Raw genomic sequence first — 15,263 nt, forward strand, 5'->3', positions numbered from 1 at the left:
AGGGTGTTTCCGGGGTGGGAATATCTTATTACATTCCTCCCCGGTCTGCCCTCTTATTTCGTAACATCCAGCACTTCGGGTCATGTTGGCCCGAGGCACAGAAAGGAGGGATCTCTTGGAGACAGTACAAGGATATGTGATTTTGAAAGCTGCCACCTTTGAAACCGGACACGGCTTTGCGCTGGGGCATAATCCGGGAGCACCGAGCCCCTTTGTGACCTGGCAGTTTACCGAGGGGGAAAACGGCCATCGGGATTACTACTGGGGCCGCTATGGAACCAGTCAGGCGTGGGCGCAGAGGGACTTTGACCGCCGGGTGGACGACTATCAGCAGCTTTACCATGCGGCGGTCAAGCATACCGAGCTGGGACCGGAGGGCGTTTACCGCTATTATTCCACCCAGCGACCCGTGGACATAGGAACTTACCCGAAGCCGCCGGATAACCAGCCTCTTTCCATTGTCAACTACGACGATGACAGGCGGCGTCCTGTGGCAGACGGCAGGCTGATGGCATGGGGCGAACTGACCTACGCAAAGCCGCTGACCGAAAAGCAGATGGAGGATTATGAACTGAAACCAGCACCGGGCAATCTTGACCGGGTGCGCCCATCCATTACCGCCCGGCTCAAAGAAGGAACCAGAGGGCAGGACCCCCCGAAGGAGCCTGGCCAGAAGCGGAGCCATCAAAACCATGAGGAACGATAAAGGAGGATCGCCATGCACGAAAAAGACAACTATCTGAAAACCGCCGAGCTCTCCACGGAGCAGAACTGCAACATGATCGACGGCGTACCCAACAATACGCCCATCCCACCCACGCCCCCGGAGCTGGACGCAAAGCCGCTGGACAAGGTAAAGGAGCCCAAAGAGCGCCGGAAAGGCCGGGAGCTGGAACGCTGATGGAGAACCGCAAGCGGAATGTCCATCTGCACGTCATGGTAACGCCGGACGAGCTGGCAGCCATCCATGAACGGATGGCTGAGGTGGGCATTTCCAACGCCGGGGCTTATGTACGGAAAATGGCTCTGAATGGGTATATCCTGCACATCGACCTTGCGCCCGTAAAAGAGCTGATCTCTCTGCAACGGCGCTGTTCTAACAATCTCAATCAGGTTGCCATACACGCACACACCTATGGCGTGTACCCGGAGGAAATCGACGGATTGAAGCGGGACTATGAAAAGCTGTGGGGCGAGGTGTCAAAGGTGCTGCGGGAGCTTTCCGAGCTGGTGGCAAAGTAAGACGAGGGCGGCAGGCTTCCGTTGCAGGGCTTGCCGCCCTGCTCTTTTTTTACCACTTCGGGCCAGTATGACCCGAAGTTTTAGGACAGAATTTACTAATCTTTCGCAACATTTATGTCCCCGGGCAGGCATGATAAAATAGAGGTAGAAAGGATAGATAAAGGAGGTTTTGAAGATGAAGATACTGCTGAAAATATTGGTTGCTCCCTTTGCTTTGGCGCTGTCCCTTCTGGCGGCTCTGCTGGTGTTTCTGTTTGAGATTTGTGCCGTCCTGCTGACGATTGCCTCTGTGATCCTGGCGGTGCTGGGTGTCGCTCTTTTTTTCACGCCGACGCCCATAGGAGGGATTGTATTTCTATTTCTTGCCTTCCTTCTTTCGCCGTATGGACTGCAAGCGACGGCGGGCTCCCTTCTCTGGGCGCTGGACGGAGGCAAATCCGCTCTGTACCGGTTTCTGGAAAGTTAAGCAGCCTCGGGCCATACTGGCCCGAAGTCGGGGCGGTCTGAATGGGCCGCCTCTTTCTTATGGAAAGGAGGGATGATTTTTGGCTACTACAGCTTTGTTGCAGCGCCATGCGGGCGAAGGCGAAACGATTGCTGAGGCTATCCGGGATTGTCTGGACTATGGCAAGAACCCGGAAAAAACAGAAAGCGGAAAGTACATCTCCGCTTATGAATGTGATCCGGCCACCGTGGCGGACGAGTTCCTTTTGGCAAAGGCCAGCTATGCCGCTATGACGGGCCGGGAACAGAAGAAAGAAAATAATGTGCTGTGCTATCAGATACGGCAATCCTTCTATCCGGGCGAGATCACCCCGAAGGAGGCAAACCGTATCGGCTATGAGCTGGCTATGAGCTGGACAAAGGGGCGGCACGCTTTTATCGTTACCACGCACACAGACCGCCAGCACATCCATTGTCACATTTATTATAACTCCACCACCCTTGACTGCACCCGGAAATTCCGAAACTTTTGGGGCTCCAGCTTCGCCCTTCGGCGGCTCTCTGACAAGCTGTGCCTTGAAAACGGGCTGTCCATCGTGGAGAACCCGAAGCCCCGGAGCAAGGGCAAGTATCGGAACTATGGGGAGTGGCAGAAAGACCGGAAAGGGCCGCTTTCCTATCAGGACAGGCTGCGCCTTGCCATTGATACTGCGCTGGCGGAACGCCCCGCTGATCTGGACGAATTTCTCAATCTGATGAAGCGGGCCGGATATGAGGTCAAGACGGTTCGGGGCGGCGGTATCAGTTTCCGGCTGACCGGGCAGGGACAGGAACGCTTCACCCGTCTGCGTGCCTCCACGCTGGGGGACGGCTACGACTTGCAAGATGTTCTGTCTGCCATTGAGGGCAAAGAAAAACGCCCCGGGCGCTCGGAACGGAAAATCAGTCTGGCGGTGGATATTCAAGCAAAGCTGGCTGCCGGTAAGGGGCCGGGATATGAACGCTGGGCGAAGGTATTTAACATTAAGCAGATGGCCGCTGCCCTTGCCTATATACAGGACAATGGACTGACCGATTATGAGCAGTTGGCACAGAAAGCCACCGAGGCGGCAGACCGTTTCCATGCCATTTCCGAGCAGATCAAGCAGACGGAACAGGCCATGAAAACCAATGCCGGGCTAAAGGCCGCAACGGTTCAGTATGCCAAAACCCGTCCGGTCTTTGAGCAGTATAAGGCGACGAAGTACAGCCGGAAATTCCTTGCGGAGCATGAGGCCGACCTTGAACTGTACCGGGCTGCACAAGCGGAAATGCGCTCTCTGCTGGGCGGGGCGAAGCTCCCTAAAATGGATGTGCTGAAGGAGGAAGGCCGCAAGCTCACAGCAAAGAAAAAACAGCTCTATGGAGAATACCAGAAGGCACGACGGGATATGCAGGAGATCGTCACAATCAAGGCGAACATTGACACTCTGATGGGCTACACCGAGCCAGAACGAAAGCAGGAAAAGGAGCGTTAAGGTTATGAAAACAAGGAGCAAAGCGACGCTGACACTTCGGGCCATGTTGGCCCGAAGATACGGGTTTGGGGCGGGCCCCAACAAGCCGCCTTTGTGCCACTTGTGGCCACAGAGGCATTGCTTGCCACTTAGCGGCAGTCCCTAAAATGGCGCAAAAAAACAGAGGCCCTTATTCTGGAACCTCCGTTTCTCTGGCTTTCTTAATGCCCTCGGCTGTGGCTTCTATCACGACAAGCTCTTTTTCGTTCATGGAGTTTAGCAGCACATCAATGTGTTTTCTGCAAGAACTTGTCTGTGCCCCTCCGTCCGCATGAATAAACTGGTCAACTGAAACGTCAAACATGGTAATGAGTTTAACAAAAAGATCGAAGCTGGGATACTGACCTTTGTTCTCAATATTCATAATGGTACGGGAGTCACGGTCTACTAATTCCGCAACATAGGCTTGTGTCCAGCCCTTTTCTTCTCTGGCCCGTTTGAGAGCCGCCCCGAGGCCGTGAAAGTCAAACCTTCTTTCATTTTGGTTCATTCTCATATCACCCTATATCATTGTACATTTCGGGTTGGATTATGAGAATGTAATGGGATTTTACATAAAGTAGTATTTCATTTCATCAATATGCAGCCTCCAACTTGTACTATTCGAGATAAAGAACTATAATGTACTCTGTGGAGGTGCGAAATGGACTATATGACATTGAAAGAGGCCGCCGAAAAGTGGGGCGTGACACCTCGTAGGGTAAATTATTATTGCGCTGCTGGGCGTATCCCCGACGCTGTAAAGATGGCTGGTGTTTGGCTGATCCCAAAGAACGCAGAAAAGCCGATTGACGGAAGGACAAAACAAGGGAAGGGGTTGCACCATGAATAAAATCCTGATTATAGATGATGACAGAGAACTGTGCGCTTTGATTAAACGTAGCGTACAAGCAGAAAACATAGAAGCTGATTTTTGTAATACCGGAAAAGAGGGCTTACAAAAATTAAGAGAGCAGGAATACCAGCTTGTGGTGCTGGATGTGATGATGCCCGGCATGGACGGGTTTGAAACGCTGGAAGAAATTCGCAAGGAGTACAGCTTGCCGATTTTGATGTTCACATCTAAAAATGACAGTATTTCTAAAGTACGGGGCTTACGGGCCGGAGCGGACGATTATCTTACAAAACCGTTTGATATGGATGAACTGATTGCCCGTATTGCGTCTCTTATTCGCCGCTACACTCGCTTTAATCAGCAAGCTGGAGCCATACAAAAGCTAAATTTTGACGGATTGCAGATTGACCTTGAAAATCGTTCTGCTACTACATCAAACGGCACTTTTGAACTGCCCCCAAAGGAATTTGATTTGCTCCTGTACTGTGCAAAACATCAAGGGAAAATTTTGACCAAACAGCAGATTTATGAGGAAGTATGGGGCGAAGAATATTTCTATGATGACAGTAACATTATGGCGATTATCAGTCGGCTTCGTAAAAAATTAGAAGTCAATCCTTCAAGCCCAAAGTATATACAAACGGTCAAAGGGATTGGCTACCGGTTTAATAAGGAGGTGTAGTCAGCATGGAAATTATCGTATTCTTGTCCATTGTGATTGCTGTTGTGGCTGTATTGACTTCCATCGTTCTCGTTCGGCGTGTAAAAAAACAAATAGCAGAAATGACCGATGTGCTGGTTGATGTGAAAAACGGAAATGGCAACCGGCGTATTCTATCTGCAACAAATGAACTGACAGCACCTCTTGCCTATGAAATCAATGAGATCGTTGTGGCCTATGAAAGCAGACTTTCAACTGTACGGCAGACAGAAGAAACCAACCGCCAACTTATGACGAGCCTTTCCCATGACGTGCGAACGCCCCTTACTACTCTGCTTGGGTATCTTGACGCTGCACACAAAGGACTGGTCACAGGAAAAGACCGGGATGATTATATTGAAACCGCCCGTCGGAAAGCCCATGATCTGAAAGAATATATTGATGTGCTCTTTGACTGGTTCAAGTTAAATTCCAACGAGTTTGCTTTGGAGATCCAGAGCGTTGAGGCCGCAGAGCTGACAAGAAATATCCTGATTGACTGGATACCGATTTTTGAGGATAAACAGGTTGATTATGACATTGATATTCCCGAACAGCCTGTCCGGGTAAGATTGGATATGGACAGCTATATGAGGATTGTCAATAATCTCATTCAAAATGTAATCGCTCACAGCCATGCAGACAAAATCAAAATTGCCCTGTCAAAGAAGGAAAATAACATGGAGCTGCTGCTGGCGGATAATGGAGTGGGAATTGAGAAGGAAGATTTGAAACACATTTTTGAACGGCTCTATAAGTGTGACAAAGGACGGTCTGAAAAAGGAAGCGGTCTTGGTCTTTCTATTGTCCATCAGCTTGTAGAAAAGATGGGTGGGAGTATAACAGTTGAAAGTTTGCCGGGAAAAGGAACTGAATTTATGTTACTTTTTCCTTTGGAGAGTTAAGCGGGCTCCCGTCTTTATGGCGGGAGCCTTTGTCATTTTACTGGATTTCAAATTGCAAGGTTAATGCAAGGTTGCGGCAAGGTTAATGCAAGGTTGGCATGATAGAATACCTTACAGAACAGGAGGTTTTGAATATGGATACAAATTATATCATTGAAACAAAAAATCTGACGAAGCAATACGGCTCACAAAAGAGTGTGGCTGACTTAAATATCCATGTGAAGCGTGGGAGAATTTACGGTCTGCTGGGCAGAAACGGAGCCGGAAAAACCACTACCATGAAAATGCTGTTGGGCTTAACGAAGCCGACTTCCGGGGAGGTCAAAATCTGGGGAAAGTCTTTGCAAGGGAATGAAAAGAAGCTGTTGCCCCGTATCGGAAGCCTGATTGAGTCCCCCGGTTTTTATCCCAATCTGACCGGCACAGAGAACCTACGTATCTTTGCTACTCTGCGGGGCGTACCAAACAATCATGCTATCAAAGATGCTCTGGATCTGGTAGGACTGCCCTACAAAGATAAAAAGCTCTTTTCACAGTATTCTCTTGGTATGAAGCAGCGGCTTGCCATCGCCCTTGCCGTTATGCACGACCCGGAGCTTTTGATTTTGGATGAGCCGATCAACGGCCTCGATCCCATCGGTATTGCAGAAGTACGCTCCTTTATTCGGGAGCTTTGCGACGCAAGAGGAAAAACTATTTTGATTTCCAGTCACATTCTTTCGGAGATTTCTTTGCTGGCTGACGATATTGGAATTATCGACCACGGCGCGTTGCTGGAAGAAGAAAGCCTTGCTGAGCTGGAGCAAAAAAGCAGTAAGCATATCCGTTTTACGCTCTCTGATACTGCACAGGCGGCAAGAATTTTGGAACGCAATTTCCATGAAACCCATTTTTCCATACAAGACGACCACAATCTGCGTCTACACAATATGGAGCTACCCGTGGGGAAAATTGTAACTGCTTTTGTAGAAAACGGATTGGAGGTATCAGAAGCACATACCTGTGAAGAAAGTCTTGAAGATTACTTCAAGCGTGTGACAGGGGGCGAAGGAATTGCTTAAACTAATCAAATGCGAATTTTTAAAATTGAAACGGAAGAAATTTATTCCGCTGATTATTTTGGCTGCGTTCCTGTTTCCAATCCCGCTGACTTATCTGATGACAACGCCCTCTATGATGGAGCGATATACGGATCGGGCAGATGCTTTCGATGGACTATTTAACATGGTGTTGGGATATGGTATCCAGTTTTTACTGCCCTGCATTATCGGAGTGATTGCCGCTATTCTGTTTTTTATGGAACGCGACAACGATACATTCAAAAATCTGCGTACAATTCCCGTAACCAGCACGCAAATGGTGCTTGCAAAGATTATTGTCCTTTTTCTTTTTGGAATTGTTTTTTGTGTGGCTTCTACCATTGCAACAATTCTTTGCGGAATTGGAACATTAGAAGTTTATGGAATTGGTTATAAGCTGTTTTTGGCGGTTGAAACGGGAATCTTCATTACGGCAGGAACACTCCCGTTGATTGTCCTTGTTGTCTTTTTCAGTAAGACCTATGTTTTTTCCATTTTGTTGTGTGTCTTTTACAGCGTTCTGAACATGAGTGCTACGGCATTGTTTGACACACTGCCTAAAACTATGTTATGGCTTCTGCCCACGCCACTGACTACATTTTGGAGTGCGGGAGATATGGCGGCTCATGGAATAAAAATGGACTTGGAGCAAATGACAGGGCTAATTCCCTCAACATTTCAAGTTGTATTCATTCTTGGGATCATGGCATTGATTTCGTTCTTACTGATTGACAGATTATATAAGCAGAGGGGGGAATAAACATGGTTCGCATTGTAAAAACAGAATTTTATAAATTGAAAAGGTATCATATCCTTTGGGCGGGCGTTGCACTCATGCTCCTATCCGTCCTGCTGACCTTGTTTACCTCTATGGCGAATGATGGTTCCGTTTGGGATTTTGCCTATCTTACAGAACAGGTCATCAAAAACAATATGTCCATGATTTTTCCGATGTGTATCAGCCTAATTGCTGGATATATGATTTCTCGTGAGCAGACGGATGACACATTGAAAAATATTCTGACTGTGCCGATCTCTTTTAAGAAACTGTTGACCGGAAAATTGATTGTGTGCGGCGTATTGTCTATTATTTTCGGGCTGATATGCAGTCTGTTTACAATCATAGCAGAAATGATTGTGGGATTTCCCGGCTTTGAGATTTCCTTAGCTCTAAAAGCAGCCTTGCAGATTACTGCGGTTAATTTCTTTTTATATCTTGCGGTTCTGCCGATTATCGCTCTTACTTGTCGGAGGGCAGGCAGCTTTTTAGTCGGTGTAATCATTGCTTTTGTCTATGGATATGGAGGGATGTTTGCCGCAGGAAATATGACATTAGCAAACCTTTATCCGATTACCGCAAGTCTTGGAATGGTAGGCTACCGTAGCTATGATACCGCAGTCAACTGGAATATCGGAACCTGTTCTTGCAGTCTTGCGCTTGCTGTCGTTATTTCTGCCATCTTGATTTTGTGCATGAAAGAACGAGAAGCAACCCAAACAAAGAAAAAGGCCAAAAAGGTAGCTCCAAAGAAAGGCTGGTGATGATTTTATGGAAAGCAATACACGGCAATGTCAATCAAACAACATTTCAGGAACTTCAGAAATTTGCGCTGTGCGAAAATCAAAAAGTTGCTATTGAGCCAAAGTTGGCAAGTTGTATTTTAGTGGTTTTGGCAGGTTGTTTAACAGCGGCATTCGTATGGTTCACATTTATTTGCCGATGAGCATACACCTGAGTTGAAAATTTGCGGCTTTATAGTGTGATGAGGTGGCTGTTAGTGATATTGCTTTTGATCACGATGATGCCAATATACTAAAATTTTGTAAGAGGTGATTCCAGTGCAGAATTAAGCGAAAAAGAATCCAAATTGTAGCTGGGTGACTTGTAACAGTCAATAAAATATAAGGAGCAAATCGACATGAAAAAGATGACCCGAAATGAATTCCTTAAAATGGCTGGAACGAGTGCTGCGTTGGTTGTTTTCAACACAGTTTTGATGCCTGCTGCTGTTGCAGTTGAACCAGGCGTTGTAGCACTTTCTTCCAAAAAATCTAGTATCGAAATTGATAAAGGAACAACTGTAAACTCTGCAACATTCAAACTTGTCCCAATTTCTCGCGAAACCTTCTGGGGCGATGCTGGTTCATGTACACTTGATTATCTGTCTGAAGGGTATATCCAATGGACGATTACCGTTCCGGGTGCAGTAATTGTTTCCTTTGAAGGTAACCTGCATTTCAATAAACTTGGTACACCCTTTGGAACCTTTGATCATGCCATTTCTGCATACGGCACAATCGGTACGGAAGATGTAAAATATGGACTCTCTAAAGGAAAATGGGAGGTTGAGTTTACTGGAATTGCTACTGCGGCTAACGGCGATATGTATAGTGTCGTTGATGGCGCAACATTAGCTTTCAGTGTCACCAAATGATTCTGCCATATAATCTACGTATTTGATTTTTACAAAATAGCTTATCACATAGAACAAGCCCCACCTGCAGTAGATTCTTCGATTTGGAATATCTATTGTAGGTGGGGCTTTTAGATAAATTTATTTATTCAAGTTTGCCTTTATGTCTTTAAGGAGTTTTTATAGAGAGATAGCTTAAAAAACGATGATATCACAATTGCTGGATTTCTTGTTCGGCCAACCAAGCGAGTTTATTCCAGTTGTTTACACGACACCGTTTGCCGATAAATTCCAATATTTTTTTGTGAGTTTCTTTTGGCAGAGTATCGCCATTATGACATGCAAGAAATGTAAAAGGTTTAGGGATGTCTTCTTTTTTATCGGCCAATAATAAAATATATCCGATATACTTTCCCTGTTCAGATATCACATAAAATTCAGGTAGACAGTTTTCTTTACTGCTCTGAACAATTTCTTTAAAAATGTCTAATGGTATTTTTTGGGGAACAGCAGAGGCATAGACGTATTGAATGGCATTATCTTCATTTTTCAACCATGTAATCTCCATACTTATCTTCTTTTCCTTTTTGCAAACACAGTTAAAGCATTAAATATATTGTTATTATACCACATTTGTTGTGTGTTGGACTATGATTTGAAATTATTTGGCATTTTAACCAGTTTATCAAATGACTTATTGTGCGAGTAAGAGAATTTTAATCATAATCATTCGCTTGACCAATTTGTAACACAAAATACGTTACAATGATTTTCGGCGGTAGCCATGAAAAAACGATGACACTCAATCCTCCGTGTCAACCCCACTGTAAAGTAGCGGGTTGAGGATGTTCTGAGGCAGTTGGGCATCCTGTTGGCGACGGCAGAGCCATCCGTGAACCGGGCTTCCACTCGGTTGGTGTCTATGTTGTAGCGGAAGGAAAGCAGTTTTTGAGAGTGATTATGGTCGAAATTCTGATTTCGTTTCATTTGAATAGCTCCTTTAATGATTTTGAAATTTGATTTTTGACGAGATGAGGTCTCTTTTTTCTTTCTCTTGAGTCACCTAACCGCACTACCCTGCATCATAGCCCACCATCAGGCCGCCCTGCTCAGCGTAGTAACTGCACAGGCCGCCGCACTCGGCCACATCCACCTGCGCCCCTGCAAACACCGCGTGGATCATCAGCTTCAGGCGCTTGGCAGCTTCCGGGTTATCACAGTGGGCAATGTGCACTTTGCCATCGGTAAAGCCGTGATCCTTCAATTCCAGCACGATGCGCTCCAGTGCACCGTGCTCGCCGCGGGTCTTGCACAGCACCTCCAGCTCGCCGCTCTCACTGGCCTGACCAATGACCCGGATGCCCAGCATCCGTGCCACAGCGGCAACAGCAGGCTTCACACGGCCATTGCGGGCCAGATTGGCCAGCGATTCCAACGAAAACAGCAGATGTGTGTGCTTGTGGTAAGCCAGGATCGCCTCGCAGATCTCGTCAAACTCCATCCCGATCCGGACGAAATCCCGCAGACGCTCTGCCAGCAGACGCAGCTCCGGCCCGGCGGACAGGCTGTCCAGAACAAAAACACGGGCCTCCGGGTGCGTTTCCTTGTATTCTTCCGCTGCCAGCAGTGCAGCATTGTAGCTGCCGGACAGTGTGCCCGTGATGGTGGCAACAAAGATCTGCTCCGCACCCTCATAAGCAGCCAACCAGTCTGCCACATTGGGGCAGGAGGTGCTGGTCTTGCCCTTGTAAGTACGCAGAGACCGGGCCATGCCCACAGCATCCAGAGTACCGTCATCCAGATATTCCTGTTCATCCGTGATGATCTTCAACGGCACACAGGCAAAATCCACGCCCGGCAGGGCATACAGGCTGGACGAAGAATCCACAACGATCTTGGTTTTCATAAAATGCACGCTCCAAATCTATTTTGTGATAGCAGGTCATTTTTTTATTTTCCGTGCCTTACACGCACTTCCGCCTGCATGGTTTTTCGGTTCACTGCAGACATCATAGCAGTTTTTCAAAAACCTGTCAAGGGATTTTATGCATTCTTTCAAAAGTTTTAAAAATCCGTTGACCAGAGAACCGATTTGCGCTATAATACCGCCAGAAAACCATTTTCTGTATCCCGCGCAGCCCTGCTGCACCAACCTTAGAAAACTGCTTACGATATGAAAACTGAAACCAAATGCCGCGTTGCGGCCTGCGCCGCCGGGTTTGCCCTGCCCCGGTACGCCGATCTCCCGCAGATGGGGCTTTATCTTGACCAGACCGTGCAGTACGTCAACAGCTATTTCCGCACCTTCTGCGGCGTGGAGCTCACCTCTTCCATGGTCAGCAACTACGTTAAAAAGGGCATTTTGTCCCACCCGGTGCACAAGAAGTACGCCCGCGATCAGATCGCATCCCTGATGTACATTGCAGTCTCCAAAACGGTGCTCTCAATGGAAAACATCGATTCCCTGTTTAAAATGCAGCGGGCGCACTGTTCCGCCGGGGCAGCTTACGACTACTTCTGCGACGAGATGGAAAACTGCCTGCCGTTTGTATTCGGCTGCACCAGGGAGATCCGCGACCTTGCCGTGGATGCCGCAGATGAAAAGCTGCTTCTGCGCAGCACGATCCTTGCAGCGGCAAACAAAATGTACTTGGACTGCTGCTTCAACGCCCTGCGGCAGGAGGAAAATCTCTGGGATACCATTCTGCCTGATCTGGCGTAAGAACACAAAAAAGGCCGTGCCTCCATAAAAGGAAGCACGGCCTTTGCATTTTATACGTTCAAGATCAGGTATCCTGCAGCTCCCCGCGGCTTGCAGCCTTGAGGTATGCGAAGATGAAACCGTCCAGATCGCCGTCCATCACGGCATCCACATTGCCGGTCTCGTAGTTGGTGCGGTGATCCTTGACCATGGTGTAGGGCATGAACACATAGCTGCGGATCTGATGACCCCATGCGATCTCGTTCTGCACGCCCTTGATGTCGTCGATCTTATCCATGTGCTGCTGCTTTGCGATCTGATACAGCTTTGCCTTCAGCATTTCCATGGCGTAGTCACGGTTCTGGAACTGGCTGCGCTGGGTCTGGCAGCTGACCACGACGCCGGTGGGCTTGTGGATCAGACGGACAGCGGAAGAAGTCTTGTTGATGTGCTGGCCGCCGGCACCGGAGGAACGGTACACCTGCATCTCAATGTCCTCGGGGCGGATATCCACCTGAATGGTGTTATCCAGCTCGGGCATCACTTCCAGCGAAGCAAAGCTGGTCTGGCGGCGGGCGTTGGCGTCAAAGGGCGACACGCGCACCAGACGGTGCACACCGTTCTCGCTCTTGAGCAGGCCGTAGGCGTTGGCACCCTTCACCATCATGGAGGCGCTCTTCATGCCGGCTTCATCACCGTCCTGATAATCCAGAACCTCCACGGTCATGCCGTGGTTGGAAGCCCACTTGTTGTACATGCGGTACAGCATTTCGGCCCAGTCCTGTGCCTCGGTGCCGCCGGTACCGGCATGGAAGGTCAGGATGGCGTTGCTGTGGTCGTACTCACCGTTCAGCATGGTCATCAGCTGCAGCTCATCCACTGCCTTGCCCACAGCGTTCACAGACTCCTCTGCTTCGGGGATCATGGCGGGGTCGTATTCTTCATCCAGCATTTCCAGCATGGTCTCGGCGTCATCGTACAGGCCCTGCAGCTTTTCAAAGCGGCTCAGCTTGCCCTTCAGGTCGCCCACTTCGTCAAAGACCTTCTTGCTCAGGTCTGCATCATCATAAAAGCCGGGGCGGCTCATGGTGTGCTCCAGTTCCTGCACGCGCTTGCGGGAGGCATCAATGGCAAGGGCTTCTTCCAAGTCCTTGACCGCCTTGCCGTAATCGGCAAGCTGCACCTTCAGTTCGTCAATCGTGATCATTCTCTAAATCCCTCTCGAAATGATAAATAAGATAAAGTCCTTTGTACTTGCCAAAAGACACAGTTTATACACAGATACTTCATTAGTATACCGAGAATCTATGCTAAAGTAAAGGGGTAAATGGATTATCCTGCTGGAATTTTGAAGATTTTCACCTTTTCTTTTCTCTTTCAGGGGAGTATAATACCAGTATGAACCATACAACAGGAGGAAATCATGCCGAAATATTATGGCTGTCCCTGTGAAGGCTGCGGCAGACCGCTGGCGCTGACCGATGATATCGTGGTCTGCCCGGACTGCGGCGCACCCTATCACCGCGAGTGCTACGAAAAGCTTGGCCGCTGCATCCACACCCCCGCCCATGGCGCGGGCTATGAATGGACGTTCCCGTACAAAGACGATGCTCTGCGCACCTGCCCCAGCTGCGGTGAGCGCACCCTGCGCACCGAAGAGCGCTGCCGCTGCTGCGGTGCCGTTCTTCCGCCGGAGAGCCAGTGCCCGGAGCCGCCCACCCAAAGCCAGCCCGGCACCGACGCAGACGGACGCTTTGATTACAACGACCTTTACCGCCAGTATCAGCAGACGGTGGAGGAGCCCACCCGCCGCAACGTGCAGGCGGCCTTTGGCAAGGAAGAGCTGATCGACGGCATCCCTTACAGCGACTGGAACGATTATATTGGCAAGGCCGCGCCCGTCTACCTGAACGATTACAGCCGGATGCAGCTGCAGCACACCAAAATTTCCATGTGCTTCTCGGCGCTGGTGTTCGGCCCGTTCTATTTCTTCTACCGCAAGGCGTGGAAGCCGGCCTTTGGTTTTCTGGCCGCAGAGCTGGTGGTGGCCCTGCCCACCCTGCTGAGCATGATGCAGGCCACCGGCAGTCCGCTCACTGCGGGCATCAGCAGCACTGCCATCGTCGTGCTTTCCCGCATTATGACAGTGTTCAGCTTTGCACTGGTGATGCTGCGCACCCTGTACGCCAAGTGGCTGTACCGCAAAAGCGCAGCCGAGCGCATCCGGCGCATCCGTGCCGAGTTCCCGGACGCTGCCCAGCGCCGTGCGGTCCTGTCTGCGCAGGGCGGCGTGAGCATCGCCGGTGTGATTGGTGCCTTTGTACTGCTGATGGTGCTGGGTGCCTGCGCTACCGTGCTGATGGGTCCGAATCTGGACGCTTTGGCCGGGATGCTCTGATCTGCAATGCCGCCTGCAAAGGCTGGCATTGCGGATTTCAAAATAGTAATAGGAGAATATGGATCATGATGAAGAAAGTCACCAAAGCCGTCATCCCTGCCGCCGGTCTTGGCACCCGCGTGCTGCCCGCTACCAAGGCCATGCCCAAGGGTATGCTGCCCATTGTGGACAAGCCTGCCATCCAGTATCTGGTGGAAGAGGCCGTCCGTTCCGGCATCACCGATATCCTCATCATTCTGGGCCGCAACCAGAGCATCATTGAGGATCACTTTGACCGCAGCCCTGAGCTGGAAGAAAAGCTGGCAAAGCCCGGCAAGGAAAAGGCTCTGGAAGAGTGCCTTGGCATCGCCAACATGGCAAACATCCTCTTTGTGCGCCAGAAGCAGACGCTGGGTCTGGGCCATGCTGTGAACACCGCCAGGGCCTTCACCGGCGATGATCCCTTTGTTGTCATCTACGGCGACGACGTGATCTGGGGCGAGGACCCGGTGTGTGCTCAGCTGATCCGCGCCTACGAGGAGTTCGGCCGCCCGGTGGCAGGCGTTTCCGCAGTGCCATGGGAAGATGTGAGCCGGTACTGCAGCCTGAAGACCACCCCCATCCACGACAACTATTTCTTTGTGGACGACATGATCGAGAAGCCCAAGAAGGGACAGGAGTTCAGCAACTACTCCATTCTGGGACGCGTGCTGCTGACCCCGGAGATCTACGATATCCTTGCCCACACCAAGCCCGGCGCAGGCGGCGAGATCCAGCTGACCGATGCCATGGCCGAGTATGCCCGCACCCGCGGCGGCATGACGGCCGTAGAGTTCACCGGCAAGCACTACGACATGGGCAACAAGCTCAAGGTGGTGGAAGCTCAGGTGGAGCTGGCCCTGCAGCATCCGGAGATCGGCGAAGAATTCCGCGCTTACCTGAAGGAGTTCTGCAAGACACTGTAACTTATCCTGAAAATAAAAGATCCTCCGGCAGACCTGTCGGAGGAT

General features: G+C 49.7%; 21 protein-coding genes. 16 read left to right on the forward strand and 5 right to left on the reverse strand.

Features of this window, described 5'->3' with window-relative positions:
• Positions 1-115: 115 nt before the first annotated feature.
• From DWY76_RS11860 to DWY76_RS11880, 5 genes are all read left to right on the forward strand, one after another.
• The gene (locus tag DWY76_RS11860; protein ID WP_227618033.1) at positions 116-706 is read left to right on the forward strand and encodes a hypothetical protein; all 591 of its coding nucleotides are present in this window, start codon (positions 116-118) and stop codon (positions 704-706) included.
• 12 nt (positions 707-718) lie between these two features.
• Positions 719-901 carry a DUF4316 domain-containing protein gene (locus DWY76_RS11865; protein ID WP_003500078.1) on the forward strand — a complete coding sequence of 61 codons (183 nt, stop codon included), beginning with the start codon at positions 719-721 and terminating at the stop codon, positions 899-901.
• Positions 901-1,242: a plasmid mobilization relaxosome protein MobC gene (gene mobC, locus DWY76_RS11870; RefSeq protein ID WP_015564333.1), complete on the forward strand. Its 342-nt coding sequence runs from the start codon at positions 901-903 to the stop codon at positions 1,240-1,242. The genes DWY76_RS11865 and mobC overlap by 1 nt, the downstream gene beginning before the upstream one ends.
• Before the next feature lie 175 nt (positions 1,243-1,417).
• Positions 1,418-1,708 (forward strand): CD1845 family protein, encoded by a 291-nt coding sequence (locus DWY76_RS11875; protein ID WP_120081433.1) that lies wholly within the window; start codon positions 1,418-1,420, stop codon positions 1,706-1,708.
• A gap of 79 nt (positions 1,709-1,787) precedes the next feature.
• Complete coding sequence (locus DWY76_RS11880) at positions 1,788-3,203, forward strand: relaxase/mobilization nuclease domain-containing protein (protein ID WP_120081434.1); 1,416 nt, start codon at positions 1,788-1,790, stop codon at positions 3,201-3,203.
• A gap of 169 nt (positions 3,204-3,372) precedes the next feature.
• Here DWY76_RS11880 and DWY76_RS11885 read toward each other — a convergent pair whose 3' ends face one another.
• Positions 3,373-3,738, reverse strand: a complete 366-nt coding sequence (locus DWY76_RS11885; protein WP_207665856.1) for a helix-turn-helix transcriptional regulator — start codon at positions 3,736-3,738, stop codon at positions 3,373-3,375.
• Positions 3,739-3,885: 147 nt separating this feature from the next.
• Between DWY76_RS11885 and DWY76_RS11890 the strand changes: the two genes are divergently transcribed.
• From DWY76_RS11890 to DWY76_RS11920, 8 genes are all read left to right on the forward strand, one after another.
• A complete protein-coding gene (locus tag DWY76_RS11890) occupies positions 3,886-4,074 on the forward strand; it encodes a helix-turn-helix domain-containing protein (protein ID WP_120081436.1) in 189 nt (62 codons plus the stop codon).
• Positions 4,067-4,759, forward strand: coding sequence for a response regulator transcription factor (locus DWY76_RS11895; RefSeq protein ID WP_120081437.1), 693 nt, complete (start codon positions 4,067-4,069; stop codon positions 4,757-4,759). Before DWY76_RS11890 ends, DWY76_RS11895 begins: the two co-directional genes overlap by 8 nt.
• Positions 4,760-4,764: 5 nt before the next feature.
• Positions 4,765-5,682, forward strand: coding sequence for a HAMP domain-containing sensor histidine kinase (locus DWY76_RS11900; protein ID WP_120081438.1), 918 nt, complete (start codon positions 4,765-4,767; stop codon positions 5,680-5,682).
• Between the two features lie 134 nt (positions 5,683-5,816).
• Entirely contained in the window at positions 5,817-6,743 is a 927-nt protein-coding gene (locus tag DWY76_RS11905; RefSeq protein WP_117485112.1) for an ABC transporter ATP-binding protein, read from the forward strand.
• Positions 6,736-7,521, forward strand: coding sequence for an ABC transporter permease (locus tag DWY76_RS11910; protein ID WP_120081439.1), 786 nt, complete (start codon positions 6,736-6,738; stop codon positions 7,519-7,521). Before DWY76_RS11905 ends, DWY76_RS11910 begins: the two co-directional genes overlap by 8 nt.
• Before the next feature lie 2 nt (positions 7,522-7,523).
• Complete coding sequence (locus DWY76_RS11915; protein ID WP_002594767.1) at positions 7,524-8,303, forward strand: ABC transporter permease; 780 nt, start codon at positions 7,524-7,526, stop codon at positions 8,301-8,303.
• The gene (locus DWY76_RS14095; RefSeq protein ID WP_165852634.1) at positions 8,300-8,485 is read left to right on the forward strand and encodes a hypothetical protein; all 186 of its coding nucleotides are present in this window, start codon (positions 8,300-8,302) and stop codon (positions 8,483-8,485) included. Before DWY76_RS11915 ends, DWY76_RS14095 begins: the two co-directional genes overlap by 4 nt.
• 195 nt (positions 8,486-8,680) lie before the next feature.
• Entirely contained in the window at positions 8,681-9,196 is a 516-nt protein-coding gene (locus DWY76_RS11920) for a hypothetical protein (protein ID WP_055187025.1), read from the forward strand.
• A 190-nt stretch (positions 9,197-9,386) separates the two neighbouring features.
• Here the strand turns inward: DWY76_RS11920 and DWY76_RS11925 are convergent, their stop codons facing one another.
• The 3 genes from DWY76_RS11925 to DWY76_RS11935 form a co-directional block, all read right to left on the reverse strand.
• On the reverse strand, positions 9,387-9,743 hold the full coding sequence (locus DWY76_RS11925; protein ID WP_055187024.1) for a hypothetical protein: 357 nt from the start codon (positions 9,741-9,743) through the stop codon (positions 9,387-9,389).
• A gap of 158 nt (positions 9,744-9,901) precedes the next feature.
• The gene (locus DWY76_RS14420) at positions 9,902-10,162 is read right to left on the reverse strand and encodes a DUF6061 family protein (RefSeq protein WP_081028504.1); all 261 of its coding nucleotides are present in this window, start codon (positions 10,160-10,162) and stop codon (positions 9,902-9,904) included.
• An 85-nt stretch (positions 10,163-10,247) separates the two neighbouring features.
• The gene (locus DWY76_RS11935) at positions 10,248-11,081 is read right to left on the reverse strand and encodes a DegV family protein (RefSeq protein ID WP_120081440.1); all 834 of its coding nucleotides are present in this window, start codon (positions 11,079-11,081) and stop codon (positions 10,248-10,250) included.
• 267 nt (positions 11,082-11,348) lie between these two features.
• Here DWY76_RS11935 and DWY76_RS11940 point away from each other — a divergent pair, with 267 nt between their 5' ends.
• On the forward strand, positions 11,349-11,897 hold the full coding sequence (locus tag DWY76_RS11940; RefSeq protein WP_120081441.1) for a DUF1836 domain-containing protein: 549 nt from the start codon (positions 11,349-11,351) through the stop codon (positions 11,895-11,897).
• Between the two features lie 64 nt (positions 11,898-11,961).
• Here the strand turns inward: DWY76_RS11940 and prfB are convergent, their stop codons facing one another.
• The gene (prfB, locus tag DWY76_RS11945) at positions 11,962-13,083 is read right to left on the reverse strand and encodes a peptide chain release factor 2 (RefSeq protein ID WP_097775423.1); all 1,122 of its coding nucleotides are present in this window, start codon (positions 13,081-13,083) and stop codon (positions 11,962-11,964) included.
• 216 nt (positions 13,084-13,299) lie between these two features.
• On the opposite strand from prfB, the gene DWY76_RS11950 reads away from it, so the two are divergent.
• Together DWY76_RS11950 and DWY76_RS11955 are read left to right on the forward strand one after the other, a co-directional pair.
• The gene (locus DWY76_RS11950) at positions 13,300-14,274 is read left to right on the forward strand and encodes an RING finger protein (protein WP_082210830.1); all 975 of its coding nucleotides are present in this window, start codon (positions 13,300-13,302) and stop codon (positions 14,272-14,274) included.
• 68 nt (positions 14,275-14,342) lie between these two features.
• The gene (locus DWY76_RS11955; protein WP_120081461.1) at positions 14,343-15,218 is read left to right on the forward strand and encodes a UTP--glucose-1-phosphate uridylyltransferase; all 876 of its coding nucleotides are present in this window, start codon (positions 14,343-14,345) and stop codon (positions 15,216-15,218) included.
• Positions 15,219-15,263 lie beyond the last annotated feature (45 nt).

This window comes from Faecalibacterium sp. AF27-11BH (assembly GCF_003603005.1).
Lineage (GTDB): Bacteria > Bacillota > Clostridia > Oscillospirales > Ruminococcaceae > Faecalibacterium > Faecalibacterium taiwanense.

Coding starts and splice junctions, on each gene's coding strand:
- DWY76_RS11940 (WP_120081441.1), top strand. CDS start 11,349: ATGAAAACTGAAACCAAATGCCGCGTTGCGGCCTGCGCCGCCGGGTTT.
- DWY76_RS11925 (WP_055187024.1), bottom strand. CDS start 9,743: ATGGAGATTACATGGTTGAAAAATGAAGATAATGCCATTCAATACGTC.
- DWY76_RS11875 (WP_120081433.1), top strand. CDS start 1,418: ATGAAGATACTGCTGAAAATATTGGTTGCTCCCTTTGCTTTGGCGCTG.
- DWY76_RS14420 (WP_081028504.1), bottom strand. CDS start 10,162: ATGAAACGAAATCAGAATTTCGACCATAATCACTCTCAAAAACTGCTT.
- DWY76_RS11895 (WP_120081437.1), top strand. CDS start 4,067: ATGAATAAAATCCTGATTATAGATGATGACAGAGAACTGTGCGCTTTG.
- DWY76_RS11885 (WP_207665856.1), bottom strand. CDS start 3,738: ATGAGAATGAACCAAAATGAAAGAAGGTTTGACTTTCACGGCCTCGGG.
- DWY76_RS11905 (WP_117485112.1), top strand. CDS start 5,817: ATGGATACAAATTATATCATTGAAACAAAAAATCTGACGAAGCAATAC.
- mobC (WP_015564333.1), top strand. CDS start 901: ATGGAGAACCGCAAGCGGAATGTCCATCTGCACGTCATGGTAACGCCG.
- DWY76_RS11950 (WP_082210830.1), top strand. CDS start 13,300: ATGCCGAAATATTATGGCTGTCCCTGTGAAGGCTGCGGCAGACCGCTG.
- DWY76_RS11890 (WP_120081436.1), top strand. CDS start 3,886: ATGGACTATATGACATTGAAAGAGGCCGCCGAAAAGTGGGGCGTGACA.
- DWY76_RS11865 (WP_003500078.1), top strand. CDS start 719: ATGCACGAAAAAGACAACTATCTGAAAACCGCCGAGCTCTCCACGGAG.
- prfB (WP_097775423.1), bottom strand. CDS start 13,083: ATGATCACGATTGACGAACTGAAGGTGCAGCTTGCCGATTACGGCAAG.
- DWY76_RS11935 (WP_120081440.1), bottom strand. CDS start 11,081: ATGAAAACCAAGATCGTTGTGGATTCTTCGTCCAGCCTGTATGCCCTG.
- DWY76_RS11955 (WP_120081461.1), top strand. CDS start 14,343: ATGAAGAAAGTCACCAAAGCCGTCATCCCTGCCGCCGGTCTTGGCACC.
- DWY76_RS11900 (WP_120081438.1), top strand. CDS start 4,765: ATGGAAATTATCGTATTCTTGTCCATTGTGATTGCTGTTGTGGCTGTA.
- DWY76_RS11915 (WP_002594767.1), top strand. CDS start 7,524: ATGGTTCGCATTGTAAAAACAGAATTTTATAAATTGAAAAGGTATCAT.
- DWY76_RS11920 (WP_055187025.1), top strand. CDS start 8,681: ATGAAAAAGATGACCCGAAATGAATTCCTTAAAATGGCTGGAACGAGT.